This window comes from Streptomyces sp. NPDC127197 (genome assembly GCF_042672405.1).
In the GTDB taxonomy this organism is placed as follows: Bacteria; Actinomycetota; Actinomycetes; order Streptomycetales; family Streptomycetaceae; genus Streptomyces; species Streptomyces flavusporus.
This window is the reverse complement of the sequence record NZ_JBHXVG010000019.1, coordinates 153,217-177,948: the sequence shown is the minus strand read 5'-3', so window position 1 is coordinate 177,948 and position 24,732 is coordinate 153,217. Positions and strand designations below refer to the sequence as shown.

Annotated in this window: 23 protein-coding genes and 1 pseudogene; 11 read left to right on the top strand and 13 right to left on the bottom strand. The window is 72.3% G+C overall.

All coding sequences use genetic code 11. The features are described 5' to 3' along the window. Positions 1–158: 158 nt before the first annotated feature. The gene (locus ACFVJQ_RS27455; protein WP_385787850.1) at positions 159–995 is read right to left on the bottom strand and encodes an EamA family transporter; all 837 of its coding nucleotides are present in this window, start codon (positions 993–995) and stop codon (positions 159–161) included. 118 nt (positions 996–1,113) lie between these two features. On the opposite strand from ACFVJQ_RS27455, the gene ACFVJQ_RS27450 reads away from it, so the two are divergent. Continuing rightward, positions 1,114–1,698, top strand: a complete 585-nt coding sequence (locus tag ACFVJQ_RS27450) for a helix-turn-helix domain-containing protein (protein ID WP_385787847.1) — start codon at positions 1,114–1,116, stop codon at positions 1,696–1,698. A gap of 175 nt (positions 1,699–1,873) precedes the next feature. Here ACFVJQ_RS27450 and ACFVJQ_RS27445 read toward each other — a convergent pair. Continuing rightward, positions 1,874–2,296: pseudogene (locus tag ACFVJQ_RS27445) on the bottom strand (pyridoxamine 5'-phosphate oxidase family protein). A gap of 153 nt (positions 2,297–2,449) precedes the next feature. On the opposite strand from ACFVJQ_RS27445, the gene ACFVJQ_RS27440 reads away from it, so the two are divergent. Next, entirely contained in the window at positions 2,450–2,671 is a 222-nt protein-coding gene (locus ACFVJQ_RS27440) for a hypothetical protein (RefSeq protein WP_385516439.1), read from the top strand. Positions 2,672–2,791: 120 nt separating this feature from the next. Continuing rightward, a complete protein-coding gene (locus ACFVJQ_RS27435; protein ID WP_385516438.1) occupies positions 2,792–3,778 on the top strand; it encodes an aldo/keto reductase in 987 nt (328 codons plus the stop codon). Between the two features lie 2 nt (positions 3,779–3,780). On the opposite strand, the gene ACFVJQ_RS27430 is transcribed toward ACFVJQ_RS27435, so the two are convergent. Continuing rightward, positions 3,781–4,542, bottom strand: a complete 762-nt coding sequence (locus ACFVJQ_RS27430; protein WP_385516436.1) for a GntR family transcriptional regulator — start codon at positions 4,540–4,542, stop codon at positions 3,781–3,783. 158 nt (positions 4,543–4,700) lie between these two features. On the opposite strand from ACFVJQ_RS27430, the gene ACFVJQ_RS27425 reads away from it, so the two are divergent. From ACFVJQ_RS27425 to ACFVJQ_RS27410, 4 genes are read left to right on the top strand one after another with little or no spacing between them, the layout of a single operon-like run. Next, complete coding sequence (locus ACFVJQ_RS27425; RefSeq protein ID WP_385516434.1) at positions 4,701–5,705, top strand: sugar ABC transporter substrate-binding protein; 1,005 nt, start codon at positions 4,701–4,703, stop codon at positions 5,703–5,705. Further along, positions 5,705–6,781, top strand: coding sequence for an ABC transporter permease (locus ACFVJQ_RS27420; protein ID WP_385516448.1), 1,077 nt, complete (start codon positions 5,705–5,707; stop codon positions 6,779–6,781). The genes ACFVJQ_RS27425 and ACFVJQ_RS27420 overlap by 1 nt, the downstream gene beginning before the upstream one ends. 4 nt (positions 6,782–6,785) lie before the next feature. Continuing rightward, a complete protein-coding gene (locus ACFVJQ_RS27415) occupies positions 6,786–7,709 on the top strand; it encodes an ATP-binding cassette domain-containing protein (RefSeq protein ID WP_385516432.1) in 924 nt (307 codons plus the stop codon). Position 7,710: 1 nt separating this feature from the next. Beyond that, complete coding sequence (locus ACFVJQ_RS27410) at positions 7,711–8,619, top strand: sugar phosphate isomerase/epimerase family protein (protein WP_385516430.1); 909 nt, start codon at positions 7,711–7,713, stop codon at positions 8,617–8,619. 34 nt (positions 8,620–8,653) lie between these two features. Here ACFVJQ_RS27410 and ACFVJQ_RS27405 read toward each other — a convergent pair whose 3' ends face one another. Continuing rightward, the gene (locus tag ACFVJQ_RS27405) at positions 8,654–9,604 is read right to left on the bottom strand and encodes a DUF3068 domain-containing protein (RefSeq protein ID WP_385516428.1); all 951 of its coding nucleotides are present in this window, start codon (positions 9,602–9,604) and stop codon (positions 8,654–8,656) included. Between the two features lie 97 nt (positions 9,605–9,701). Then, on the bottom strand, positions 9,702–10,334 hold the full coding sequence (locus ACFVJQ_RS27400) for a TetR/AcrR family transcriptional regulator (protein ID WP_385787839.1): 633 nt from the start codon (positions 10,332–10,334) through the stop codon (positions 9,702–9,704). A gap of 184 nt (positions 10,335–10,518) precedes the next feature. Between ACFVJQ_RS27400 and ACFVJQ_RS27395 the strand changes: the two genes are divergently transcribed. From ACFVJQ_RS27395 to ACFVJQ_RS27380, 4 genes are read left to right on the top strand one after another with little or no spacing between them, the layout of a single operon-like run. Continuing rightward, positions 10,519–12,078 (top strand): MFS transporter, encoded by a 1,560-nt coding sequence (locus ACFVJQ_RS27395; protein WP_385787837.1) that lies wholly within the window; start codon positions 10,519–10,521, stop codon positions 12,076–12,078. Positions 12,079–12,083: 5 nt separating this feature from the next. Further along, a complete protein-coding gene (locus tag ACFVJQ_RS27390; RefSeq protein ID WP_385787834.1) occupies positions 12,084–13,262 on the top strand; it encodes a thiolase family protein in 1,179 nt (392 codons plus the stop codon). Beyond that, positions 13,259–15,178 carry an AMP-binding protein gene (locus tag ACFVJQ_RS27385; protein WP_385787831.1) on the top strand — a complete coding sequence of 640 codons (1,920 nt, stop codon included), beginning with the start codon at positions 13,259–13,261 and terminating at the stop codon, positions 15,176–15,178. Before ACFVJQ_RS27390 ends, ACFVJQ_RS27385 begins: the two co-directional genes overlap by 4 nt. Positions 15,179–15,204: 26 nt before the next feature. After that, entirely contained in the window at positions 15,205–16,083 is an 879-nt protein-coding gene (locus ACFVJQ_RS27380) for an MBL fold metallo-hydrolase (protein ID WP_385516420.1), read from the top strand. Here ACFVJQ_RS27380 and ACFVJQ_RS27375 read toward each other — a convergent pair. From ACFVJQ_RS27375 to ACFVJQ_RS27340, 8 genes are read right to left on the bottom strand one after another with little or no spacing between them, the layout of a single operon-like run. After that, positions 16,022–16,828, bottom strand: a complete 807-nt coding sequence (locus tag ACFVJQ_RS27375; RefSeq protein WP_385787827.1) for a thioesterase II family protein — start codon at positions 16,826–16,828, stop codon at positions 16,022–16,024. The genes ACFVJQ_RS27380 and ACFVJQ_RS27375 overlap by 62 nt on opposite strands. Further along, positions 16,825–17,934: an alpha/beta fold hydrolase gene (locus ACFVJQ_RS27370; RefSeq protein ID WP_385787824.1), complete on the bottom strand. Its 1,110-nt coding sequence runs from the start codon at positions 17,932–17,934 to the stop codon at positions 16,825–16,827. Before ACFVJQ_RS27370 ends, ACFVJQ_RS27375 begins: the two co-directional genes overlap by 4 nt. Further along, on the bottom strand, positions 17,931–18,137 hold the full coding sequence (locus ACFVJQ_RS27365) for a hypothetical protein (RefSeq protein ID WP_224735090.1): 207 nt from the start codon (positions 18,135–18,137) through the stop codon (positions 17,931–17,933). Before ACFVJQ_RS27365 ends, ACFVJQ_RS27370 begins: the two co-directional genes overlap by 4 nt. Next, a complete protein-coding gene (locus ACFVJQ_RS27360) occupies positions 18,134–18,373 on the bottom strand; it encodes a phosphopantetheine-binding protein (protein ID WP_129802917.1) in 240 nt (79 codons plus the stop codon). Before ACFVJQ_RS27360 ends, ACFVJQ_RS27365 begins: the two co-directional genes overlap by 4 nt. After that, complete coding sequence (locus tag ACFVJQ_RS27355; RefSeq protein WP_385787820.1) at positions 18,373–20,325, bottom strand: HAD-IIIC family phosphatase; 1,953 nt, start codon at positions 20,323–20,325, stop codon at positions 18,373–18,375. Before ACFVJQ_RS27355 ends, ACFVJQ_RS27360 begins: the two co-directional genes overlap by 1 nt. After that, positions 20,322–21,347, bottom strand: coding sequence for a 3-oxoacyl-ACP synthase III family protein (locus ACFVJQ_RS27350; protein ID WP_385516413.1), 1,026 nt, complete (start codon positions 21,345–21,347; stop codon positions 20,322–20,324). The genes ACFVJQ_RS27355 and ACFVJQ_RS27350 overlap by 4 nt, the downstream gene beginning before the upstream one ends. Beyond that, positions 21,344–24,418 (bottom strand): type I polyketide synthase, encoded by a 3,075-nt coding sequence (locus ACFVJQ_RS27345; RefSeq protein ID WP_385787817.1) that lies wholly within the window; start codon positions 24,416–24,418, stop codon positions 21,344–21,346. The genes ACFVJQ_RS27350 and ACFVJQ_RS27345 overlap by 4 nt, the downstream gene beginning before the upstream one ends. Beyond that, on the bottom strand, positions 24,415–24,723 hold the full coding sequence (locus ACFVJQ_RS27340; protein WP_129802920.1) for an acyl carrier protein: 309 nt from the start codon (positions 24,721–24,723) through the stop codon (positions 24,415–24,417). The genes ACFVJQ_RS27345 and ACFVJQ_RS27340 overlap by 4 nt, the downstream gene beginning before the upstream one ends. Positions 24,724–24,732 lie beyond the last annotated feature (9 nt).

The window sequence follows — 24,732 nt, the reverse complement described above, 5'->3', positions numbered from 1 at the left end:
CGTCAACGTTCTGTGGGCCCTGATCCGTGACCGACGGTGCTATCAAGTCGCACCTCCAGCGACTGCAGCTGCTTGACAACGGCATTAGGAAGCGAAGCTGCTGGCGCACGCTGCTCCTTGCGCGGTCGGCGCTGCGGCGGGTGGCGGCGGGCCCGGCGTCAGGTGAGGGCGAGGAGGCTGACGGCGACGGCGGCGGTGCCGAGGCCGACGAGCTGGCCGCGGTGGATGCGTTCGGCGAGCACGCTGCGGGCGAGCAGGACGGTGCCGGCCGGGTAGAGGGCGGTGATGACGGCGACCACGGCGAGGTCGCCGCTGCGGGCGGCGAGCAGGAACAGCAGGTTCGCCACCGAGTCCAGCACACCGGCGGTGGCGGACATCGCGTAGGCGGGCCGCTCGGGGCCGAGCCTGCGGTGCAGCAGTCCGGCTGCGGTCAGGGTGACGGCGGAGGAGACGGCCCGGCCGATGATCAGCGGGCCGACGCCACTGTCGGACGGCGCCTGGTGCAGGAAGATCAGCTGGAGGGCGATCGCGGCGCCGGCGCCGAAGGCCAGCAGCAGCGCGATGCGCGAGGGACGTGCCCTTCCGGCGCCGTGTCCGGCGCTGACCAGTACCACCGCCATCAGCGCGAGCGGCAGGCCCACCAGTCCGGTCAGGCCGAAGTGCTCGCCCTGCAGCAGGCCCACGCCGACCGGCAGCACGGCGGACACCAGCGCGGTCACCGGCGAGAGCACGTTCATCGGACCGATGGCCAGGGTGCGGTAGAGCAGGGCGAACGCGGCGGCCGACGCGACACCGGACGCGGCGCCCCAACCCAGGGTCTCGGCACTGAACGAGGCGCCGAGGAACGGCCACAGCAGCAGCTCGACCGCGAGAGAGGCCGGGGCGGCGATCATCACGGTGCGCAGCACATGCGCCTTGCGGGCGCCGAGGCCGCCGAGGAAGTCGGCGCAACCGTAGGCCAGGGAACTGCCCAGGGCCAGCAGCAGAGCGATCACGGTGTATCCCTTACTATCTCAATGGAACGACTGAACCGTACAACGGACCGACCGGGGATAGTCAACCAAACGACCGGACGGTGCATTGAAGTGGTCCACTCCCGAGGAGGGTGATCGGATGGCCGAGACCGAGGCCGCCCTGCGGACGCTCGCCCACAACGTCAAGGCAGCCCGCAACCGCGCCGGCCTGTCCCTGGACGAACTCGGCCGACGCGCCAAGGTCAGCAAGGGCGCCCTGGTCGCACTGGAGAAGGCGCAGGGCAACCCGAACTTCGCCACCCTGGTCCGGCTGGCCGATACCCTCGGCATCTCGGTCTCCGCCCTGATGGAAGGGCGGACCGAAGGGCGCGTCCGCGTCGTGTCCGCCGACTCCGTGATGCCGCTGTGGACCGGAGAGCAGGGCAGCGAAGCCCGGCTCATGCTGACGACCTCAGGCCCGGCCCCGACCGAGGTCTGGCGCTGGAAACTGGAACCCGGCGAGGAGTACCCCAGCCACCCCCACCAGGCCGGCGTCGTCGAAACCGTCAGCGTCACCGCCGGACGGATGACGCTGATCGTCGACGGCACCGAGCACCCGGTCGAAGCCGGACAGACCGCCACCTTCGACGGCGACGCTCCCCACACCTACCGCGGCACCGGCACCCAGACCTGCCACCTGATCATGACCGTCCACCTGCCACCCGGCCCCGCCTCTGCCACCTGACCCGCACCACGCCTGCGAAGAATCGGTCTCGCCCCTGTCCGCAGGGACAGTGCCCGCCCTGGACTCGGGTACGGCCGGGAGGTCGGCCACACGCCCCGTGCGTCCGCACACCCCAGGCCGGGGACCGTCACGGGGCCGTAGCCAGAGACTCCTCCCACTGCCTGCCGGGCGGGCCTCACTGCGTGCCGCGCGTTCCCCTGAGCTCGCGTCCGGTGACCATCTCGGACTCGATCCGTACGAACACCGGGTGCCGCAGGGGCATCCAGGAAACGGGGCCGGCTTGGGACAGCCGCTCGTGCTCGGCGGGGTCGGTCACCACGGTGGCCGGACCGGTGACGACCACGCTCCAGCCGGACCGGGTCGCCGCGTCGAACTCGTCCACCTCGAAGGCGACCACGACGCCGTCGATGGCGTGTACGAGGTCCGAGTCCGGTGAGGTGCGCAGCAGGACGGAGGCATCCGTGTCGAGGGCGAAGTTGACAGGGAGGACCGCGGGCAGTGCCTGTCAGGTGTAGACCACGCGGCCGACCGGCACCTTGGCGAGCAGGCGCAGGCACTCCTGCCGGTCGAGTGCGCGAAAGGCGTCGTTCTGGAGCATCAGTCCATCGTCCCCGCGGTCGCGGCGAGGGGGTAGGGTCGACCGGCCCTACCCCTTTGGGGCGCGAGAACGGCAGATCGCAGCCGTTGTTCCGCGGGAGCCGCAGGGGCAGGCACGCCGCCCCTGGAGGCCGAGCACCGCCGGATCGAGTCGGTGCCGGCCGAGGCCGCCGACGGTGCGACGCCCTCGGACCCGACCTGGCCGGACCGGCTGATGGACGCGATGGACGTGATGGCCGTGCTGCGCGACCACATCCTCAAGGAGCAGGACGGCGTCTTCCCGGCCGCACTCGCCAACCTCAGCACCGAGGACTGGGAAGCGGTCGAGGCCACGCGCGCCCAGGCGGGCAGCACCCTGTCGCGGCCGGCCGCCTGAGCGTTCCGCTGGACATGCGGTTCGAAGCTGCGGTCCATCGTAGGCCTTGACCTGAAGTGCGCTTCAAACTGAAGACTCCCGTTCGTGCCCGGACAAGCGGGCCGAACGGGAGGGACCACCATGAAATACCGCACCATCGGCACTGATCCGCACCACCGCCGCGAGGTCAGCGTGCTCGCGCTCGGCGCGATGCTGTTCGGCTCGCTCACGGACGAGCAGACCTCCTTCGCCGTTCTCGACCGCTATGTCGAGGCCGGCGGGAACTTCATCGACACCTCGGACAACTACGCGTTCTGGACCGACGGCAGCCAGGGCGGCCACAGCGAGGAACTGCTCGGCCGGTGGCGGCGCAGCCGAGGTATCGGCGACGAGGTCGTCATCGCCACCAAGCTCGGCGCCCGCCCGCTCGCTCCCGGCACCAGCTACACCGACAACGCGGAGGGCCTGTCGGCGAAGGTGATCCGCGAGTCGGCCGAGCGCAGCCGGGAACGGCTCGGCGTGCAGAAACTGGACCTCCTGTACGCGCACATCGACGATCACAGGGTTCCCCTCCAGGAGACCGTCGAGGGGTTCGCCGCACTGGTCGCGGAGGGCACCGTCGGTCTGCTCGGGGTCAGCAACCAGGCGATCTGGCGGGTGGAGCGGGCCCGTGCCCTGGCTGCCGCGGCCGGGCTGCCCGGCTACGAGGTGCTCCAGTACCAGCACAGTCATCTGCGGCCCCGCTTCGACATGCCCAGCGACCTCTTCCCCGACGGCAGCCTCGGCCATGCCGGTGCCGAACTCCTCGGCTATCTGCGCTCCGAGCCCGCGCTGACGCTGGTCGCCTACTCACCGCTGCTGGGCGGGGCGTACGGACGGGCGGACAAGCCGCTGCCGCCCGACTACGACCACCCCGGAACGCCGGCCCGGCTGGCCGTGCTGCGTGAGGTGGCGCGGGAGACCGGGGCGAGCGTCAACCAGGTGGTGCTGGCCTGGCAGATGGGCGGGGAACTGCCCGTCGTTCCGCTCGCGGGGGCGTCGTCGGTGGCCCAGCTGGAGGAGAACCTCGCCGCCGTGGACCTGGAACTGTCGGTGGAGCAACGGGCCCGACTCGACGCGGCGTACTGACGTCAGGGTCGTACCAGCAACTGGAAGTCGAACGCGTACCGGGACGCGCGGTAGATGTGCGTCCCGTACTCGACGGCCCGGCCCGTGTCGTCGTAGGCCGTGCGTTGCATGGTCAGGAGCGCGGCGCCCTCCCGCTCCTGAAGGAGCGCGGCCTCCTCGGCGGTGGCGCAGCGGGCGCCGATGGACTGGCGGGCGCTGTGCAGGGTGATGCCGGCGGAGCGCATCATGCGGTACAGGCCGGTGGATTCGAGGGCCTCGGTGTTCAGGTGCAGCAGGTCCGTGGGCACGTAGTTGACGAGGAAGGCCACCGGCCGGCCGTGGGTGCAGCGGAGCCGCTCCAGGACGGTGACCTCGCTGTCCCCGGTGACGCCGAGGGTGGCCGCGACGTCGGGTGGGGCCGGCACGGACTCGGCCCGCAACACACGCGTGGTGGGGTTCTGGCCCGCCGCCTCCAGGTCGTCGTAGAGGCTGCTGAGCTTCAACGGGCGCTTGACCTGGCTGTGGACGACCTGGGTGCCGACGCCCCGGCGGCGGACCAGCAGACCCTTGTCGACCAGGGACTGGATGGCCTGGCGGACCGTGGGCCGGGACAGTCCGAGACGTACGGACAGGTCGACCTCGTTGCCGAGGCGGTCGCCAGGGGCGAGCACCCCGCGCTCGATGGCCGCCTCCAACTGCTGTGCAAGCTGGTGATAGAGGGGTACGGGGCTGGTGCGATCGACTGTGAAGCGTACGGCGGCGAGTCCGGAGTCAGTGCTGGGCATGGCATCCCTCCCGCAGCCCACCGTAGCACTTTGTACTTACATTCTGACCTGTTTGTGAAATGATGTCTTAACAAAGTATTGACAGTGGTGGCGCCAAGGGAGTTGGATCCGGTCCCAACACAGCCTTTCCCCCGGTCGCACAGTGAGGTGCAGGAAAGATGGACCGCTCTCGCAGAATCATCCCCGCCCTGGCCGTGGCAGCGGCGGCGGCCCTGGTGCTCGCCGGCTGCTCCAGCAGCTCCGGCGGCAAGAAGGCCGAGGAGGGAGCGGACGGTGCCTCGGCAGGCAAGGCCACCACGCCCCGGATGACGGTCGCGCTCGTCACCCACCAGGCGTCCGGCGACACCTTCTGGGACATCGTGCGCAAGGGCGCCGAGGCCGCCGCCGCCAAGGACAACATCGAGCTCCTCTACTCCGCCGACCCCAACGCCGGCAACCAGGCCACCCTGGTGCAGAACGCCATCGACCAGAACGTCGACGGTATAGCCGTCACCCTCGCCAAGCCGGACGCCCTCAAGAGCGTCATCGGCAAGGCGGAGGCGGCCGGCATACCCGTGGTCGGACTCAACTCCGGGGTGAGCGACTGGAAGGACCTCGGCCTGCTGGAGTTCTTCGGCCAGGACGAGACCGTGGCCGGTGAGGCGCTGGGCAAGCGGCTCAACGAGGTCGGCGCGAAGAAGGCCGTCTGTGTCATCCAGGAGCAGGGCAACATCGGCCTCACCCAGCGCTGCGACGGGGTGAAGAAGACGTTCTCGGGCACCACGGACACCCTGAACGTCAACGGCACCGACATGCCGTCCGTGAAGTCGACGATCACCGCCAAGCTGAAGCAGGACAGCTCCCTCGACTACGTCGTCACGCTCGGCGCCCCCTTCGCGCTCACCGCGGTGCAGTCGGTGTCCGAGGCGGGCAGCAAGGCCAAGGTCGCCACGTTCGACCTCAACAAGGAGCTCACCAGCGCCATCGAGAGCGGCGACATCCAGTTCGCCGTCGACCAGCAGCCCTACCTCCAGGGCTACCTCGCGGTCGACTCCCTGTGGCTCTACAAGAACAACGGCAACTACAGCGGCGGCGGTGAGCAGCCGGTGCTGACCGGCCCGGCGTTCGTCGACAAGTCCAACGTCGAGCGGATCGCCGAGTTCGCCGCGAAGGGCACCCGGTGATCAGCATGACCCAGCAGGCTGCGCCGGCGGTGACCACACCGCCGGCCCCCGGCCCCAAGCAGTCCGACGGACGGACCCGGCAGCGCCCCCTGGCGCTGCGGCTGCTCGCCCGGCCCGAGGTCGGTGTCTTCCTCGGCGCCGTCGCGGTGTTCGTCTTCTTCCTGATCGCGGCGCCCTCGGTCCGCCAGGGCTCGTCGATGGCCACGATCCTGTACCAGGCGTCGACCATCGGGATCATGGCGCTGCCCGTCGCGCTGCTGATGATCGGCGGCGAGTTCGACCTGTCGGCCGGTGTCGCCGTGATCACCTCGGCGCTGACCGCGAGCATGCTCAGCTACCAGCTGACGCTGAACGTCTGGATGGGCGTGATCGTCGCGCTCGTGGTGTCGCTCGGCATCGGTGCGTTCAACGGCTGGATGCTGGTGAAAACGGGGTTGCCGAGCTTCCTGGTCACGCTGGGCACCTTCCTGATCCTGCAGGGCGTGAACCTCGCGGTCACCAAGCTGGTCACCGGCAACGTCGCGACCGACGACATCAGCGACATGGACGGCTTCGACCAGGCCCGCGCGATCTTCGCCTCGTCCTTCGACGTCGGTGGCGTCCAGGTGAAGATCACCGTCGTGTGGTGGCTGGTCTTCGCGGCCCTGGCCACCTGGGTGCTGCTGCGCACCAAGTACGGCAACTGGATCTTCGCGGTCGGCGGCAACAAGGAGAGTGCCCGCGCGGTCGGTGTTCCGGTGACCTTCACCAAGATCACGCTGTTCATGCTGGTCGGCTTCGGCGCCTGGTTCGTCGGCATGCACCAGCTGTTCTCCTTCAACACCGTCCAGTCCGGCGAGGGCGTCGGCCAGGAGCTGATCTTCATCGCCGCGGCGGTGATCGGCGGCTGTCTGCTCACCGGCGGCTACGGCTCCGCCATCGGCCCGGTCTTCGGCGCCTTCATGTTCGGCATGGTGAACCAGGGCATCGTCTACGCCGGGTGGAACCCCGACTGGTTCAAGGCCTTCCTCGGTGTGATGCTGCTCGGGGCCGTCCTCATCAATCTGTGGGTCCGTCGCACGGCGACCCGGAGGTGACGCAATGACCAACGCCAACGGAACCGGCACCCACGGAGCCGTCCTGAAGGACGCCGTCCCCGAGCAGGACCGGCCGATCGTCGAACTGCGCGGCGCCGGGAAGTCCTACGGCAACATCCGTGCCCTGCACGGCGTCGACCTCGCCGTTCACCCGGGCAAGGTGACCTGCGTCCTCGGCGACAACGGCGCCGGCAAGTCCACCCTGATCAAGATCATCTCCGGGCTGCACCAGCACACGGAGGGCGAGTTCCTCGTCGACGGAGAACCGGTCCGCTTCACCACCCCGCGCGAGGCCCTCGACCGGGGCATCGCCACCGTCTACCAGGACCTGGCGACCGTGCCCCTGATGCCGGTGTGGCGCAACTTCTTCCTCGGCTCCGAGATGACCAAGGGCCCCTGGCCGATCCGCCGCCTCGACATCGAGCGCATGAAGAAGACCGCCGACGAGGAACTGCGCAACATGGGCATCGTCCTCGACGACCTGGAGCAGCCCATCGGCACACTCTCCGGCGGCCAGCGCCAGTGCGTGGCCATCGCCCGCGCCGTCTACTTCGGCGCCCGCGTCCTCATCCTGGACGAGCCCACCGCCGCCCTGGGCGTCAAGCAGTCCGGCGTGGTCCTGAAGTACATCGCCGCCGCCCGCGACCGCGGACTCGGCGTCATCTTCATCACCCACAACCCCCACCACGCCTACATGGTCGGCGACCACTTCAGCGTCCTGCGCCTCGGCACCCTCGAACTCAGCGCCGACCGCAGCGAGATCGGCCTCGAGGAGCTGACCAACCACATGGCCGGCGGCGCCGAACTCGCCGCCCTCAAGCACGAACTGGCCCAGGTCCGCGGCGTCGACGTCGAGGAGCTTCCGGAAGAGGAAGACCTCACCACGCCCGCGAAGGCATCACCCGCTTCTCCCGAAGGGACCTCCTGACATGGCAACCGCCCCTTCCCTCGACCGTATCCGGGTGGGCTCGGCGCCGGACTCCTGGGGCGTCTGGTTCCCCGACGACCCTCAGCAGGTGCCCTGGGAACGCTTCCTGGACGAGGTCGCCGAGGCGGGCTACTCCTGGATCGAGCTGGGCCCGTACGGCTATCTGCCGACCGACCCGGCCCGGCTCACCGACGAGATCGACAAGCGCGGCCTGAAGGTGTCGGCGGGCACGGTCTTCACCGGCCTGCACCGCGGGCCGTCCGTCTGGGAGTCCACCTGGGAGCACGTCAGCCAGGTCGCCGCGCTCACCCGGGCCATGGGCGCCCGGCACCTCGTCGTCATCCCGTCGTTCTGGCGCGACGACAAGACCGCCGAGATCCTGGAGCCGCCGGAGCTCACGGCCGAGCAGTGGGCCCACCTGACCAAGGGCATGGAACGCCTCGGCCACGAGGTCAAGGAGACCTACGGCCTCGACATCGTCGTCCACCCGCACGCCGACACCCACATCGACACCGAGGCGCACGTCGAGCGCTTCCTCGACTCCACCGACTCGGCGCTGGTCAACCTCTGCCTGGACACCGGGCACTACGCCTACTGCGGCGGTGACAGCGTCAAGCTGATCGAGACGTACGGCGAACGCATCGGCTACCTGCACCTCAAGCAGGTCGACCCGGAGATCCTCGCCGACGTCGTCGCGGGCGGGGTGCCGTTCGGGCCGGCCGTGCAGCGCGGGGTGATGTGCGAACCCCCGTCCGGCGTACCGGAGTTGGAGCCGGTACTGGCTGCGGCGCAGGGGCTCGGCGTCGAACTGTTCGCGATCGTCGAGCAGGACATGTACCCCTGCGAGCCGGACAAGCCCCTGCCGATCGCGGTCCGCACCCGGAAGTTCCTGCGCTCCTGCGGCGCCTGACCACGTCGATCTCGGGCCCCTGGAGGCGCGCGCGTCACCCGTCCTCGGGACGCGCCCGCCCGCGTACGAGCAGCACACCCCCCGCGGCCGCGAGGACGAACCCCGCCGCGGCCGCACCGATCGGCACGGTCCGCCCGACCGCACGCAGCCGCACGCTGTCCTCCTCGGCCTTGCCGACCGCGAACTCCTGCGTGGCCGGCGTGTGGCTCAGCTTCGGCACATCCAGGAGCACCACGGCATCCTTTGTGCCGCCCGGTGCGCGCAGGGTCTGGCGGGGGCCCAACTGGGCGGAGAGGACACGGCCGGTGGCCTGGTCGACGACCAGCTTGATGCCGTGGTTGGAGTACCACTCCTCGGCGAACACCTGCGCCGCCTCGGGCCGGCCGACCAGGGCCCCCGGGACCTGACGGGTGCCGATCTTTGTCGGCGGAACGGTGCCCGTGAAGACGTACCCCTGGTAGCCGCGGATCTTCTCGGTGCCCCGGTAGGAGAGGGTGACCGCCCCGCCGAGCTGGCTGTCCCACCAGCGGTACGGGCGTTTCTGCACGTCGAAGGGGAACTTCAGGTAGGCCTCGCCCTCGTGGTACGGCTGCTCCCGGCAGCAGTGCGCCGGCCGGTTGGTCCGGCGGTCGGTGACCCAGCGGGCGGTGGAGAAGTCCAGCGCGTCATGCGGATCGGCGGCCGGCAGCGACTTGTCCGTGTCGACCGTGGTGACCACGTCCCACACCGCCCGGCCGCTGCGTTCGCTGTCACCGACGTCGCCGCGCACCCGCTGCGTGACCGTGATCCGCTTCTCGCGCAGCGTCTCGGCCTCGTCGACGTCGAAGTAGCTGCCCGTGCCGGTGTAGACCGCGGTCACATCGATGTCGACCGGGTTCACCGCCGCGCGCGGCTTGACGTACCACGCGAGCATGGGCGCGAGGACCAGCAGGAAGACGCCCAGGCCCAGCAGGAGCAGGGCGAGGGGCGAGGAGCTACGGCGCATCCGGCACTCCAGGGCTTGGCTGCCCGGAGACCGTAGGTGCTTGCCGTACGGCGCGTCTACGCATGCGCGTGACAAAAACGCCGCCCGGGGGCGCAGGTCAGCGGCTCGCGGCGAGGGCCGCCAGCACGGCGTGGGTGAGGCGGGTGACGTAGGCGTCGTCGGTGGGGCCGCCGACCGCCAGCATCCTGAAGTACAGCGGGGCGCCGAAGAGATCGACGGCCAGGCCCATGTCGATGTCCGCCGGCAGCTCACCGCGGTCCACCGCCTGCCGCAGGACGGTCGTCACCGCGACACGCCGGGGCGCGAGGACCGCCTTGTGCAGCGCGTCGCGAAGGGACGGGTTGCGGGCCGACTCGGCGACGAGGTCCGGGACGATCCGGCCGACCAGGGGATGGCGCAGGTCGGCCATCGTGTCGCGGACGAAGCGCTCGACGTCGGCGAGGAGCGAACCGGAGTCGGCCGTCGTCGGCAGGTGGGCGGCGGCGGCCTCGGAGACCAGTTCCACCACCATGGCCTCCTTGGTGGGCCAGCGGCGGTAGAGGGCGGCCTTGCCGACGCGGGCCCGGCGGGTGACGGCCTCCATCGACATCCGGGCGTACCCGGTCTCGGCCAGCTCCTCGAACACCGCCCGCCGGATCGTCTCCGTCACCGACTCCCGGAGCATCGCGGAGCCGGTGGGCCTGCGGGGGTCCAGTGCGCTTTTGCCGGTCGAGTCCCTGGTCGAGTCCACTGCGGGAGGTTAACACCGGACGGAACGGTTGCGTTCCGTTCCGGGCGGGTGTACGTTCCCGGCCAGACGGAACGGACCTGTTCCGTTCCGCCGAGCTCTGTTCGGAGCATGGGGGTCTGTTCGGGGCAAAGGGGGCCCGGATGAAGTTCCTCTTCGACCGGCACGACGAAGGGCCGGCCCGGGCATGACCATTGAGGCCCACACCGAGCCCGCCGCGTCCGACGGCACCGGGCCCCGCGCCCGGACCGTCCTCGTCCTGCTGGCCCTGTTCATCGTGATCAACGCCGCCGACAAGGCCGTCCTCGGGCTGACCGCGGGGCCCATCAAGGACGATCTCGGGCTCACCGCCACCGAGTTCGGCACCATCGCCAGCAGCTTCTATCTGCTCTTCAGCCTCTCCGCCGTCTCGGTCGGCTTCCTGGGCGACCGCATCCACCCCCGGCCCCTGCTCGCCGTGCTCGCCCTCGTGTGGGCGGCGGCTCAGCTGCCGATCCTCCTCCCCGCCGCCGGATTCGGCGCGCTCGTCGCCACCCGGGTGGTGCTCGGGGCGGGTGAGGGGCCGGGCTATCCGCTCGCCAACTACACCGCGTTCACCTGGTTCCCGGAAAAACGGCGCGCCCTTCCCTCGGCCGTCGTCGTCGCCGGCGGCGCGGGCGGCACCGTGCTGGCCGCGCCACTGGTCATCCTGGTCAGCGACACCCTCGGCTGGCGCGCCGTGTTCGGACTGCTCGGGGCCGTGGGAGTCGTGTGGACGGCCGCGTGGCTGCGACTGGGCGGTGGCGGGCCGTACACAGCACGGCTCGGCCCGGCAGCCACGGACGACGATCCGCCGGCCGTCGGCCGCGGCTGTGCGCTGGCGGAGGGCGATCCGCCCGCCGTCGCCGGCGGCTGCGCGTCCGCGGACGCTGATCCACGCACCGTCGCTCGCGGCTCCGCACCGTCCACCGTGCCCGCCCGACGCACCGCCGATCTCCGGCCCGCACCACTCGCCGACGCTCCGTCAACCGCTCCCACACCACCACCCGACGCACCACACCCCCCACCCCCACGCCCAGTTGACGCATTGTCAGAAAGCCCCCGCGTCCCCTTCTGGCGCATCATCACCACCGGCACCTGGCTCGGCGCCACCCTCTCCACGTTCGCCGTCATGTGGACGCTCGCCCTGGGCTTCGCCTGGCTGCCGCTCTATCTGGAGGAGCAGGCGGGGTTCAGTGACGCGGAGGTCGGTGCGATCGTCGGTCTGCCCGCCCTGTCGATGGCCGTCCTGGTCCTCACCGCCGGCGCCGTCGCGCACCGGCTGCTGCGGAGGGGGGTGACCGCCCGGGTCGCGCAGGGGCTGCTCGGCGCGCTGCTGCCGCTGCTGGCCGGGCTCTGTCTGCTGCTCGCGACCCGGGCCGGTCCCGCCGCCCTCCTGCTGCCGCTGCTCGTGCTGGCGTTCTCCGCGGGCAACGGCCAGACCCCGCTCACCAACGCGGCGATCGCCGACATCTGTCCGCCCGCCCGGCGCAGCGCCGCCCTCGGACTGTCGTACGCCCTCGCCGCCCTCTCCAGCCTGCTCGCTCCCTACGTCACCGGCCGGATCATCGACGCCGCGCCGAACGAGACCGTCGGCTACGGCCGGGCCTTCGACCTGGCCGCCTGCCTGCTGATCGGCGGCGCCCTGCTCGCCGCGCTGCTGATCCGCCCCGACCGGGACGCCCGGACCCTGCACCCGGCGCTCACCCGCACGAGTCCCGAGGAGTGAAACCGATGTCCCCGAAGCCTTTAGACATCGCCGTCCTGAACGGGGCCCGCACCCCGATCGGCCGGTACCAGGGCGCGCTGAGCTCGGCCCCCGCCCACCGGCTCGGCGCCCTTGTCATCCGCGAGGCCGTCGTCCGTGCCGGGCTGCAGCTCGGCGCCGTCGACGAGGTCGTCCTCGGCTGTGTGGGCCAGGTCGGCCCCGAGGCGTTCAACGCCCGGCGTGCCACGCTGAGCGCGGGCCTGCCCGTGCGGGTCACCGCCCACAACGTCAACCGGCTGTGCGGATCCGGACTCCAGGCGGTCTGGTCGGCCGCGCAGAGCCTCGCCCTCGGTGTCGCCGACGTGATCGTGGCGGGCGGCAACGAGTCGATGACCCGTCAGCCGCGGCTCGACTACAGCGAACGCGCCCGCGACGAACTGCCCGGAGAACCGGCCATCGACGGCACTGTCTCCCTGGTCACCGACCCCTTCGGCCACTACCCGATGGGCATGACCGGCGAGGTGGTCGCAGGCCGGTACGGCATCTCCCGTGAACGTCAGGACCGCTGGGCCGCCGAGAGCCAGCGCCGGGCGGCCGCGGCTGTGGCGGCGGGGCGGTTCGACGCGCAGATCGTGCCCGTCGCCACCCCGGACGGCATCGTCGAGCGCGACGAACATCCCCGGCCCGGCACGACGGTGGAGAAGCTCGCCGCCCTGCCCACCGTCTTCGCGCAGGACGGCACGATCACCGCCGGCAACTCCGCGGGCATCAACGACGGCGCCGCCGCCGTGCTGCTGATGCGCGCCGGCGACCTGGAGCGCGGCGCCGCCCCGCTGTGCCGGCTGCTCGACGCGGTCGTCACCGCGCTGGAGCCGGAGATCATGGGTGTCGCCCCCGCCGACGCGATCCGCGCTCTGCTCCAGCGCCACGACCTCACCCTCGACGACATCGACGTGATCGAGCTCAACGAGGCGTTCGCGGCCCAGGTACTGGCCGTGATGGACACCCTCAAACTCGACCCGGACCGGGTCAACCCCAACGGCGGGGCCATCGCCCTCGGCCATCCCATCGGCGCCACCGGCACGGTGCTGCTGCTCAAGGCGGCCCACGAACTGCGCCGCACCGGCGGCCGGTTCGGCGTGATCGCCCTGTGCATCGGCGGCGGCCAGGCCATCGCCGCGTTGATCGAGAACGGGGCCCGATGAACGCGTACGCCTGGTACCCGACACCGGAGTTCACCGAGCACGGCAACATCGCCGCCTTCTGCCGCCGGCACGGCGTCGACGGCGGTTACCGCGCACTCCAGGCCCGGTCCGCGGCCGACCCCGAGTGGTTCTGGGAGCGGGCCCTGCCGGACATCGGCATCGTCTGGCATGTGCGCCCGCAGCGTATGTACGACGACTCGGGCGGCATCGCGTTCACCCGGTGGTTCCCGGGCGGGCGCACCAACCTCGTCGACTCCTGCCTGGAACGCCACCTCCGGCAGGGCCGCGGGCAGGCGCCCGCCCTGCGCTGGGAACGCGAGGACGGGACGCTCGGGACCCTCTCGTACGAGGAGGTCGCCGCATACAGCGCCCGGGTGGCCGGCGGGCTGCGTGAGCTCGGGGTGGGGAGAGGGGACCGGGTGGCCTGCTGTCTGCCCTCCGGTCCCCATGCCTTCGTCCTGCTCTTCGCCTGCGCGCGGATCGGCGCGATCCTCGTGCCGCTCTTCTCCGGCTTCGGCGCCGAGGCGATCGCGCTCCGGCTCGTCGACGCCGGCGCCCGGGTGCTGGTGACCGCACGCTCCACCCTCCGGCGCGGACGCCGGTACGACCTGGAGGCGGTGGCGCGCACGGCCATGGCCGGGGCGCCGAGCGTACGTCAACTCGTCGTCGTGGCCGACGGATCGGGCGGCTGGGAGCGGCTGGCCGCCGCCGAACCCGTCGGAACCGAATCCCTCTCCGCGACCGCCCCCTTCCTCCTGCTGCACACCTCCGGCACCACCGGCCGCCCCAAGGGCGCGGTCCACACGCACGGCGGCTTCCCCGCACAGGTCGGCAGCGAGACCCGCTACCACCTCGATCTCCGGCCGGGTGACGTGGTGTTCTGGGTGACCGATCCGGGCTGGATCATGTTCCCGCTCGTCGCGATCGGTGCCACCCTCGCCGGTGCCTGTGTCCTGGCGTACGAGGGGGCGATCGACCACCCGGACGTGACCCGCCTGTGGCGGCTGCTCGACGAGCACGAGGTCACCGTCTTCGGCAGCTCGCCCAGTCTGTCCCGGATGCTGATGGCACGTGGCTCACGGCATCCGGCCGCGCCTCCCTCCGTGCGGGTCCTCGGCTCGACGGGGGAGCCGTGGACCGAGGAGGCGTGGCGCTGGTACTCCGCCGAGTTCGGCGGCAAACGCTGCCCGGTGATCAACATCTGCGGCGGCACCGAGGTCGGCGGCTCCCTGCTCGCCTCCGCGCCCACCGTGCCCCAGTCGCCGTGCGGCTTCGCGGGACCGTGTCTCGGCATCGACGCGGTCATCGAGGACGAGGCCGGTGCCGAGGTGGACGAGGGGCGGCTCGGGGAGCTGGTCGTACGGCGTTCGTGGCCGGGGATGACCCGGGGGCTGTGGCAGGCGCGGGAGCGGTTCGCCGATGCCTACTTCGGGCGCAGGCCGGGGCGCTGGTCCCACGGGGATCTGGTGTCGCGGTCGGGGGACGAGTGGTTCGTGCACGGCCGGCTCGACGACGTCATGAAGGTGGCCGGCAAGCGCCTCGGACCCGCCGAAGTGGAGGACGCCGTCCTCGGCGACCGGGCCGTCGCCGAGGCCGCCGCCGTCGGGATACCGCACCCCGTCTCGGGCGAGGCCCTGTGGTGCTTCACGGTTCCCGCGCCCGGCCGGACCCTCGACGCGGCGGACGCCGAGCGGATCCGCGAGCGGGTCGCCGCCGCGCTGGGACCCGCGTTCCGGCCCGGCCGGGTCGTCGCCGTGCCCGAGCTGCCCAGGACCCGCAACGGCAAGGTGATGCGGCGCCTGGTCCGCGCCCTGGTCACCGGCGAGGAGCCCGGCGATCTGTCCACGCTCGTCAACCCGGCGAGCCTCGACGCGATCCGCACGGCCGTACCCGGCACACCCGACCACCGTCCGTGAACATCCCCCGCCTCCAAGGGAGTTCCATGCCGACGATCGACATCCTCCTGCCCGGCTTCGCCATCGACACCGACCAGGGCTACCCCGCCTTCTGCGGGGTGTTCCTGGTCCGCGGCCCGGACGCCGCCGGACGGCCCCGCACCCTCCTCGTCGACGCCGCCCACGTCGGACGCCGTCCCTTCCTGTGGGATGCGCTCGCCGTCCACGGCCTGACCGCCGACGACATCGACACCGTCGTCCTCACCCACGCCCACTGGGATCATGTGCAGAACATCGACCTGTTCCCGCACGCCACCCTCGTCCTCCACCCCGACGAGCGCCGCTACGCCCACACCCCGCACGCCAACGACTGGGCCACGCCCGCCTGGACCGGGCTGCTGCTGGAGCAACTGCCCGTCCGCGAGGTGGCGGACGGCGAGGAGCTCATCCCCGGCGTGTCCGTGATCGCCCTGCCCGGGCACTCACCGGGCAGCATCGGCGTCGTCGTGGAGACCGAGGCGGGCCGCGCCACCATCACCGGCGACGCCCTGCACTTCGCGTACGTCGCCCGCACCCGGCGCAACCCGCTGGTTTTCTGGGACTCCGACGCCGCCGCCCGCAGCATCGACCGGGTGCTGGCCGTGTCCGACCTGATCTACCCGGGCCACGACCGGCCGTTCCGGCTCGCCGCGGACGGCGGCATCGACTACCTGGAGTCCTTCGCGCTCACCCTCACCGGGCTGCGCCCCGACACGGAGGGCCTCGCCTTCGCCGACGGCTCCGCACGCCCGCTGTGGGTCATGCCGGGCGTGGAGGAGCAGCGCGCGCTGTACGCGAAGAACGCCGACGACATCGAGCGGCGGATCAGCCGGGTTCCGCGCGTGGTGGGCCCTGCGCGGCAAGGAGCCGGTCCAGGGAGCGGTTGAGCCGGTCGAAGAACGGCACGGGCGCCTCGCGGGGGAAGAAGTGGCCGCCGGGGACGGTGGTGAGGCGGAAACCGTGCGCGTACCGTGCCCAGGCCCGTACCGCCTCCGCGTCGACCAGCGGGTCGTCGGTGCCGGCGAAGGCCTCCACGTCCAGCGGCAGCCGGGCCCGTTCGTCGTCCGGGTCCGGCAGCCGCGCCCGCCGATGGCTGGCGCAGATCCGCAGATCGTCCCGTACGACCGGCAGCAGCGCCCGCAGCCAGTCCTCCCGGTCCAGGAACTGCGGGGCGAGCCCGCCGAAGTCCACCAGCAGGCGGGCCAGTTCCCCGTCGTCGTACCGGTCGGGCGCCGGCAGCGTGGGCGTGCGGTGCGGCGCCGCGTACGCCCCGAGGAAGAGCGCCTCGGGGCCACGGGCGCCGGCCCGCAGCCGGGCCGCCGCCAGCGCGAAGGCCAGCAGCGCGCCCATGCTGTGCCCGTACGCCGCCCAGGGCCCCTCGTCGAGCAGGGACCCGAGGTCGCGGTCGAGGGCCTCGACCACCTCGCCGGCGTCCTGGAAGCGGCGCTCGCGCAGGCGGGCCTCGCGGCCGGGCAACTGCACCGGCAGAACATCCACTTCGGGCGGCACGCGGGCGGGCCAGGACGCGAAGAAGGAGGCCCCGCCGCCCGCGTGATGGAAGCAGAACAGCCGCAGCCGAGCGTCCGCCCGGGGCTCCCGGCCGAGGCAGGACGCAGGAGCACTGGTGGTCATACGGGGGCTCCCGCCGACGTACGGGCGAGGCGGTGACGTGCCCTCAGGACCCGGGCCCGGGCGGACGCGGCCCGCCGCACGCCAGCTGCCGTACCGGCCATCCGCAGCGCCTGCGCCAGCAGCCACAGCCGGGTCTCGGGCGCCCGCTCGGGCGCGCCGCCCAGCACGTCGTTCTCGACCAGCCGCAGGTGCGGCACGCTCCGCTGGAGCAACTCCGCATCGGAGTACGGCGCGATCTCGTCGTCGTGGCTCACCGCGCAGGCGACCGGGATGCGCAGTCGGGCGAGTTCGTCCTCGGCCAGGCCCCAGTCGGCGAGCGCGGCCGGGAGTCGGGCCGACGGGGTGCGGGTGACGTGGGACAGGGTCAGGTTCACCAGGTGCGGCAGCGGGGTGCCCTGCGCGGCGCGCACGAAGAAGTCCCGGACCGGTGCGCCGACGGTGGCCAGGCCCCGGACGCGGTCGTCCGCCAGGGCATGCCGCAGCGCCAGGTGCCCGCCGAAGCTGAGGCCCACGACGCAGGTGCGGGTGGTGTCGGCGGCCCGGCCGAGCAGATCGACGAGGTACCTCAGCATGCGGGTGCTGTCCGTTCCGTAGGGGAGAGCGTTCTCGCCGACGCCGGGCAGCTCCGTCACCACGACGGCGGCGCCCAGCCGGTCGGCCTCGGCCAGGACGGGCGCCCACTGCTCCTTGGTGCCGGTGATGCCGCCGACGACGAGGATCAGCGGCAGCCGTCGGTGCTGCGACAGGCCGGCGGCCCAGCAGGCGAAGCCCGTGTCGTCGAAGGGCAGGTCGAGCCGGGTGATCCCGCCGACGCGTTTGCGCCAGCGGTCGAAGGCCGCCACGCAGGCGTCCTGCGCCGCGCGCCGCTCCGGGCCGTCGACGTAGGGGAAGCGGGCCATGGCGTAGTAGCGGACGGCGTCCAGGTTCCGGCCGCGGGCCTCGGCCGCCACCGCGAGCGACGACCAGGCGTGGGTCCAGGCGCCGGGACCCTCGTCCTTGGCGTCGTCGCTCAGCTGGTGCAGCACCCGGTGCAGGACGTCCGGGGGGACGCCCTGGGCGTGCGCGTGCGGGAGGGCGAACCTGCGCAGCTCGGCCAGGGGGATCATCGGACCGCTCCTTTCTCTGCCGGAATGTCCTCCGGCTCCTTGTCCGGCAGGGGTGGGGGATCGCCGGCCGGCGGCTTCTCGCGCCCGCGGCCCGCGAGAAGCCGCGCGAGGCCGGGCGGGCAGTAGATGTCCAGCTGGGTGTCGAGGAACAGGGCGTGGAACCGCAGACAGGGTTCGGGGTCCGGCTCGGGCGTCGCGGTCATCGGCCCGCCACCGCCTCGTACAACTGCCGGAACGTGCGCGCCTGCAGCAGGTCCGCCACCGGGATCCGCCGTCCGGCCAGGCTCTCCACGACGGTCACCAGCCGCAGCAGCAGGACCGAGTCCCAGTCGGGGAAGTCGTCCAGCGGCCGGTCGAGGTCGTCGGCGTCGACGTGCAGGCCGAGTTCCTCCTCGAGGAGGATGCGGAACTCCGTGGGGTCGGCGAGTGCCGTGGTCATCACTTGTCTCCGTGTCCGTCGGTTGCCGCGTCGAAGGGTCCGAACGCCGCGTCCAGCCGCAGATGGGCGGGGGCCGGGGCGATGGTCGCGAGGTCGTGCCGGAAGTGGACGGCGTCCGGGTCGTCCCCGTCGCCGCCCAGGACGGCGAAGCCGTGGTCGGCGTAGAAGGAGGCGAAGGCGGAGTTGCGCGGCGAGGGCAGGTAACGGCCCGTCACGGCGCGCGCCCCGGTGGACCGGGCGAAGTCCAGCACCGCCGCCACACAGGCGCTCTCGATGCCCCGGGAGAACACCCGGCAGCTCAGCACGAAGTTGTCGATGCGCAGCAACTCGCCCTCGCGCCGCAGGAACAGCGCGCCGATCAGCCCGTGATCGCCGAACCGGTCGCGGGCCCGGACCGCGATCACATGCCGGCCGGGGTGCACCGTCCAGTCGGCGACCTGCGGCACCTGGAGGCGCTCGGTGGCCAGGTGGAACTGGTTGGTGCGCAGGGTGAGCTGGGAGACCCGGGCGAGCTCCGACTCGTCCGGCGGGCGCAGGATCACCTCGATACCGAGCCCTTCGAGGTAGTCCTGGTAGGAGCCGACGTCCTCGCGGAACTCCTGCCGCAGCGCCTCGGTGCGGTAGCGGCCCGCCCGCTCCAGATCGGCCTCGGTCAGCTCGAACAGGTCGAACCAGCCGTCCGCCAGCAGCGCCGACGGGTGCAGGGCCGGCTCCTCGTCGACCGGGACCACGGCCACGTCGGGCAGCCGCTCCGCGACCAGCCCGCACTCGAAGAGGCTGTCGTCGACGAAGACGAAGCTGTCCAGGCCGAGGCCCAGCCGGTCGGCGATGTCCCGCACATTGTCGTGCTTGGCCTTCCAGTTGGCGTTGACGCGCACGAAGTCGTCCTCGCGCAGCACCATGGCCGGGTGCCCCTTGAGCACCTCGCGCACCAGATCGTCGTCGTTCTTGCTGCTGACGGCGAGGAGCACGCCCTGCGAGCCGAGCTGCCGCACCGTGCGCTGGAAGTCCTGGAACGCCTCGCCGCGCAGTCCCGCGCCGAGCTCGATGCCGTGCGGCCCGGCCTCGCCGAGCACCCCGCCCCACAGCGTCCCGTCCAGGTCGAGCACCAGCACCTTGCGGGTGCGGCCGAGGCGGGCCCGTACCACGTGGGCGGCCTCCCGGGCGTAGGCGGCCAGCAGCGGGTCGGACAGCCGGGCCCGGGCGTACTGCGCGGTGCGCGGCTCGCAGGCGGGCACCCCCTCGCCGACCAGCGGATCGAGGTCGACGGTGACCACCGAGGGATGCTGGTCGGCGAGCGACAGCAGCCCCTGGTTGAATTCCCGCCACACCGCGCCGAGCCGGGCCCGGGAACGCAGGTCGACCAGCTGGTGGGTGAACCGGCGCAGCAGCGGCACCGTGTTGAGGACGAGCAGCCCGCGTCCCGCCTCCTGATGGGCGCGCACGGCACCCGCGAGCAGCGACAGCTTCGCCCGCGCCGCGGCCTCGACGTCCTCCGCCCGCCACGGCACGGTGACGTCGTCGAAGACGGTGTACGCGTCGAGCAGGCAGAGCGTGAGTTGCGGCAGCGCCTCGTCCGAGGGGCGCATCAGGTCCTGTACGTACGCCCCGTAGGGCGCGACCTTCGGCTCCAACAGCAGCCCGTGCCGGGCCAGTTCGGCGGTGAGCGGCGCGACGACCGGGGCCACCGTCGAGTGCCCCGTGACGGCGACGGACACCACCGGCACGTCGGGTGCGTGCCGCCGCACCTCCTTCGGGTCGAGCCGGGACAGCAGCTGCCCGGCGGCCGGGAGGTCGGCCTGCGGCATGCGCGACAGCAGGCCCGGGACGGCCCGGTACTCGGCGGCGAGCCTGCCCGACCGGTGCAGGATGCGCAGGGTGCGCAGCGCCCCGGGGTCGTGCCAGGCACCGGGGCCGACGGTGCTCTCCATGGGTGTCCCGATCTGCGTCATGACCGCTCCAGGGCGATACCCGACTTGATCCACTTGCTGGACTCGACCGCGACCGCAACGGCCCGCCCGGGCCCCTCCCACTGCCGCAGCAACTCGGCGAGCTGGAGGAACGGCAGGGCGTTGCCGTTGTTGCCGACGTGGCGCACCACGTTGATCCGGCGGGCGTCCGGGGCGGGCATCTCGGCGGAGATGCGGTCGCTCATCCGGCCGGACAGCTGCGGGGGCAGCAGGAAGTCCACGTCGTCGGCGGCCCAGCCCAGGTCCTCCAGCAGCTCCCAGAACATCTGCTGGGCCAGCGCGGGCACCGTCTCCTCGATCGCCTTGTAGTCCTCGGAGACGGCGGTGCGGTCGCTGTGCCGGTCGCCGAGCCCGAACCAGTCGATGACCTGGCCGGGCTCCCGGCCCAGGCCCACCAGCCGGTTGAGCACCTGGCGGATCTCGATGCCGTCACCGCCGACGGGCTCTGCGCTGAGTACGGCCGCGCCGGCCCCGTCGCCGAACAGCACGTAGTTCACGAGCTCGGCGGAGGTGCGGCTGCCCGGGTCGAAGTCGGTCTCCAGGTGCTTGGCGCACACGTCGCCGCCGATCACCAGCACGGTGCGGCAGCGCCCGGCGAGCAGCAGGGTGCGGGCCACGTCCAGGGCCTGCACGGCTCCCGCGCAGCCGGACTGGAGCTGGTAGGTGGGGACGTTGTCGATGCCGAGCCGGTCCGCCACCAGGTTCACGGTGGCCGGCATCAGCTGGTCGGGGGTGGCGGTGCCCATCACGACGCAGTCGATGTCGTAGGGCTCGAGTGCGGCCTCGGCCAGCGCCCGGTCGGCGGCGGTCGCCGCGATGTCGGCGAGAGTGTGCCGGACCTGACCGGTCGCCAGGTCGACGGCGAAGTGCCGGCCGGTGTTGCCGATGAACATGTCGGCCCAGCTCTCGTCGACGCCGACGAGCTTGGCCAGGGTCGTGTTGTCCACCGGGTCGCCGGGCAGGCAGGTGCCGACCGAGGTCAGGTAGGCGGTGGGGGCGGTCATCGGTGGGTTCCTTCCGGGGCTGCGGGTACGGGGGCGTCGGTGAGGTGCAGGGACCCCAGGTAGCGGACGAGGTCGCCCACGGTGCGCAGACTGGCGAGCAGGTCCTCGACCGGCAGCTCGCCGAGCCGCGGCAGCGCGTGCTCGATGCGTGCCTTCAGCTCCATGACGCGGATCGAGTCGAAGCCCAGGTCCTCGTGCAGCCGGGAGTGGTCGTGCACATGGCCCGGGTCGTGCCCGCCGACCCGGCACACCAGACGGCGTGTCAGTTCGGCGAGGGAGTCCGGCAGGTCCTCCGCCGGGGCCGGCGGGCACGGTGCACCGCGGTCCGCGCCACTAGGAACCGCGGTGGCGTCCGCGCCAGAGGGGACGTGCGGCGCGGACAGTTCGGGAAGGCCGGGTGCGGAGCCGGAGCGCCAGGCCCGGAACGAGTCGTCGAACACATACGGCGGCAGCCGGCGCGGCACCCGGTCCGCCTCGTCGTAGAGCACGTCCCACTGAGGGGCGAGCCCGGCGCACCACAGCTCGCCCAGCAGCTGCTGCGGCCGGTGGCCCGGCGCGTGCTCTCCGGGGTGCGCGGTGTGCAGGCTCGCCGGATGCCCGCCGTCCGTCGTCAGCCGGGCCAGCAGCGGGGTGAGTACGGAGCGCGGCCCGATCTCCACCACGTGGGTGACCCCGCCGGCCAGCAGGGCACAGGCGGCCTGAGCGAACCGCACCGGCGCGGTGATCTGCCGGGCCCAGTAGTCGGCGTCCATGGTCTCCTCGCCGGTCAGCTCACGGCCGTACACCGTCGAGAACACCGGAAGCAGCGGGCGCCGGGCGGGCACGTCCCGGCACTCCGCGCGGAACTCCTCCACCACCGGCCGCATCAGCGGCGAGTGGAAGGCATGGGACACGGTGAGCCGTCGCGCGGTCACCTTCCGCTCGCTCAACTCCCGTTCGACCTCGACCAGTTCGTCGAGGTCCCCGGCGATCACCGTGGCGTGCGGGCCGTTGACGGCGGCCAGACCGAGGCGCTGCCGCCCCACCAGCAGCGCCTCGGCCTCCGCGGCGTCCAGGCCCACCGCGAGCATTCCGCCGTCCTCGGGCAGCGACTCCATCAGCGCCCCGCGCCGGGCCACCAGCCGCGCAGCGTCGGCCACGTCCAGCGCCCCGGCCACGCAGGCGGCGGCGAACTCGCCGATGCTGTGCCCGATGACGTACGACGGCCTGATCCCGCCCTCGGCGAGGGTCGCCGCCATCGCGTACCCCACCGCGAACAGCGCCGGCTGGGCGAAGCGCGCCCGGTGCAGTTCCGGATCGCCGTCGAGCACCAGGTCGCGCACCGACCGCCCGGTGTGCGGGGTGAGCTCCTTGTCGATGTCGTCGAGGTGGCGTGCGTACGCGGGGCACGACCGGTACCAGGACGCGGTCATACGAGGGTGCTGGGCGCCCTGACCGGTGAAGGCGAACGCCACCGACCCCACCGACCGCCGCCCCGGGTCCACCCGCGGTGCCTCCTCGGCGCGCTCCGCAGCCGTGCGTAACTCCGCCACCAGCGTGGGCAGATCGCCGGCCGCCACGGCCGCCCGGTGCGGCAGCCGGGACTTGACGCAGTTGCTGGTCCAGCACAGCTGCGCCAGCTGGTTCTCCGGGCGGCGGGCCAGGGCGTCGGCCTGCGCCAGCAGATTGGCGCGCAGCCGCTCGGGGGTCCGGGCGGAGACGGTGAACACCCCCGGCGCGCCGGGCCGGCCGCGGTGGACCGCGCGGGGCGCGGACGCCAGCACCGCGTGCGCGTTGCTGCCGCCCATGCCGAAGCTGCTGACCGCGGCGTGCACGGTGCCCGACGGCAGCCGCAGGGGCGACTTCAGCAGGGTCAGCCTGCGGCCGGGCAGGTCCAGCTTCGGGTTCTCCTCATGGGCGAACCGGCTCGGCGGCACCGTGCGGTGGTGCAGGGCGAGGACGGCCTTGATCAGCCCGGCGATCCCGGCCGCGCCCTCCGCGTGCCCGAAGTTGCTCTTGACCGAGCCCAGCGCGACGCTGCCGCCGCTGCGCCCGCTGGTCAGCTCGCCGAGGGCCTGCGCCTCGATGAAGTCGCCGAGCAGGGTGCCGGTGCCGTGCGCCTCGACGAACCGGATGTCGTCGGCGGTCACGCCGGCCCGCTGCCACACCGACTCGATCAGCCGTTGCTGCGCCCAGCGGTTGGGCGCGGTGATGCCGTTGCTGCGCCCGTCCTGGTTGGTGCCGGTCTCCTTCAGCACCGCGTACACCGGCTGACGGTCCGCCAGTGCGTCGCTCAGCCGGCGCAGCACCAGCACGGCCACGCCCTCGGCCCGTCCGATGCCGTCGGCCAGGGCGCTGAACGGCTTGCAGCGTCCGTCGGGCGCCGAGAGGCCGGCCTGGGCGTAGAAGATGTTGATGACCGGCGTCATGATCAGGTTGGTGCCGGCCGCCAGCGCGTAGTCGGACTCGCCCGAGCGCAGCGCGCTCATCGCGAGGTGCACGGCGACGAGGGACGAGGAGCAGGCCGTGTCCACGGCGAGGCTCGGGCCCTTGAGGTCGAGGTGGTACGAGACGCGGTTGGCGCCCATGAAGTAGCCGTTGCCGGAGCCGTAGCGGGCGGTGATCCGGTCGTAGTCGGCGAGTTGCAGATACGCCCACTCGTTCGCCATCACCCCGACGAACACGCCGGTGTCGGTCCCGGCCAGGTCCTGCGGCGCGACGGCGGCGTCCTCCAGGGCCCGCCAGGAGCTCTGCAGCAGCAGCCGCTGCTGCGGGTCCATGGCCTGCGCCTCCCGCGGGGCGATCCCGAAGAAGCCGGGGTCGAAGGCGTCGGGGTCCTGGATGAAGCCGCCGCGCACGGTGTTGGTCCGGCCGGGCACCCGCTTCTCCGACGTGCTGCCGGGGGAGGACGGCACGGCGGCGTGATAGCGGTCGGCGTCCCAGCGCTGCTCGGGGACCCGGCCGGTGCCGTCCCGGCCGTCCATGAGCAGCGACCAGTACTCCTGGGGGTCGCGGGCACCGGGGAAGCGGCAGTCGAGGCCGACGACGGCGATGGGCTCGCGTACGGGGGTCACTGCGGTCGTTTCCGTCATCGCGTGTCCTTGGCGGCCAGCTGCTCGGCCAGGTGGTCGCCGATCGCGTGCACCGTCGGGAAGTCGTACGCGATCGTCGGGGAGACGGCGATCCGGAACCGCTCCTCGATCTCGCCGCAGATGCTGATCGCCGCGACCGAGTCGATGCCGTAGTCGGCGAGCGGGGTGTCCGGGTCGATCTCGTCGGGGGACCTGTGCAAATGGAAGGCGACGCGTTCGGCCAGCCAAACTTCCAGGCCGGGCGCGTGGTCCGGGTGCAGGGGGTGTTCCACAGGGGCGGTACGGGTGTCGTGGGCAATGCTCATGGCGTACGT

Bases quoted from the DNA above. Each gene is read 5' to 3' on its own strand.
- ACFVJQ_RS27425 (WP_385516434.1), top strand. From the start codon at position 4,701: ATGGACCGCTCTCGCAGAATCATCCCCGCCCTGGCCGTGGCAGCGGCG.
- ACFVJQ_RS27340 (WP_129802920.1), bottom strand. From the start codon at position 24,723: ATGAGCATTGCCCACGACACCCGTACCGCCCCTGTGGAACACCCCCTG.
- ACFVJQ_RS27355 (WP_385787820.1), bottom strand. From the start codon at position 20,325: ATGACGCAGATCGGGACACCCATGGAGAGCACCGTCGGCCCCGGTGCC.
- ACFVJQ_RS27430 (WP_385516436.1), bottom strand. From the start codon at position 4,542: ATGCCCAGCACTGACTCCGGACTCGCCGCCGTACGCTTCACAGTCGAT.
- ACFVJQ_RS27365 (WP_224735090.1), bottom strand. From the start codon at position 18,137: ATGACCGCGACGCCCGAGCCGGACCCCGAACCCTGTCTGCGGTTCCAC.
- ACFVJQ_RS27370 (WP_385787824.1), bottom strand. From the start codon at position 17,934: ATGATCCCCCTGGCCGAGCTGCGCAGGTTCGCCCTCCCGCACGCGCAC.
- ACFVJQ_RS27360 (WP_129802917.1), bottom strand. From the start codon at position 18,373: ATGACCACGGCACTCGCCGACCCCACGGAGTTCCGCATCCTCCTCGAG.
- ACFVJQ_RS27345 (WP_385787817.1), bottom strand. From the start codon at position 24,418: ATGACGGAAACGACCGCAGTGACCCCCGTACGCGAGCCCATCGCCGTC.
- ACFVJQ_RS27375 (WP_385787827.1), bottom strand. From the start codon at position 16,828: ATGACCACCAGTGCTCCTGCGTCCTGCCTCGGCCGGGAGCCCCGGGCG.
- ACFVJQ_RS27350 (WP_385516413.1), bottom strand. From the start codon at position 21,347: ATGACCGCCCCCACCGCCTACCTGACCTCGGTCGGCACCTGCCTGCCC.
- ACFVJQ_RS27390 (WP_385787834.1), top strand. From the start codon at position 12,084: ATGTCCCCGAAGCCTTTAGACATCGCCGTCCTGAACGGGGCCCGCACC.
- ACFVJQ_RS27410 (WP_385516430.1), top strand. From the start codon at position 7,711: ATGGCAACCGCCCCTTCCCTCGACCGTATCCGGGTGGGCTCGGCGCCG.
- ACFVJQ_RS27450 (WP_385787847.1), top strand. From the start codon at position 1,114: ATGGCCGAGACCGAGGCCGCCCTGCGGACGCTCGCCCACAACGTCAAG.
- ACFVJQ_RS27385 (WP_385787831.1), top strand. From the start codon at position 13,259: ATGAACGCGTACGCCTGGTACCCGACACCGGAGTTCACCGAGCACGGC.
- ACFVJQ_RS27395 (WP_385787837.1), top strand. From the start codon at position 10,519: ATGACCATTGAGGCCCACACCGAGCCCGCCGCGTCCGACGGCACCGGG.
- ACFVJQ_RS27380 (WP_385516420.1), top strand. From the start codon at position 15,205: ATGCCGACGATCGACATCCTCCTGCCCGGCTTCGCCATCGACACCGAC.
- ACFVJQ_RS27405 (WP_385516428.1), bottom strand. From the start codon at position 9,604: ATGCGCCGTAGCTCCTCGCCCCTCGCCCTGCTCCTGCTGGGCCTGGGC.
- ACFVJQ_RS27435 (WP_385516438.1), top strand. From the start codon at position 2,792: ATGAAATACCGCACCATCGGCACTGATCCGCACCACCGCCGCGAGGTC.
- ACFVJQ_RS27415 (WP_385516432.1), top strand. From the start codon at position 6,786: ATGACCAACGCCAACGGAACCGGCACCCACGGAGCCGTCCTGAAGGAC.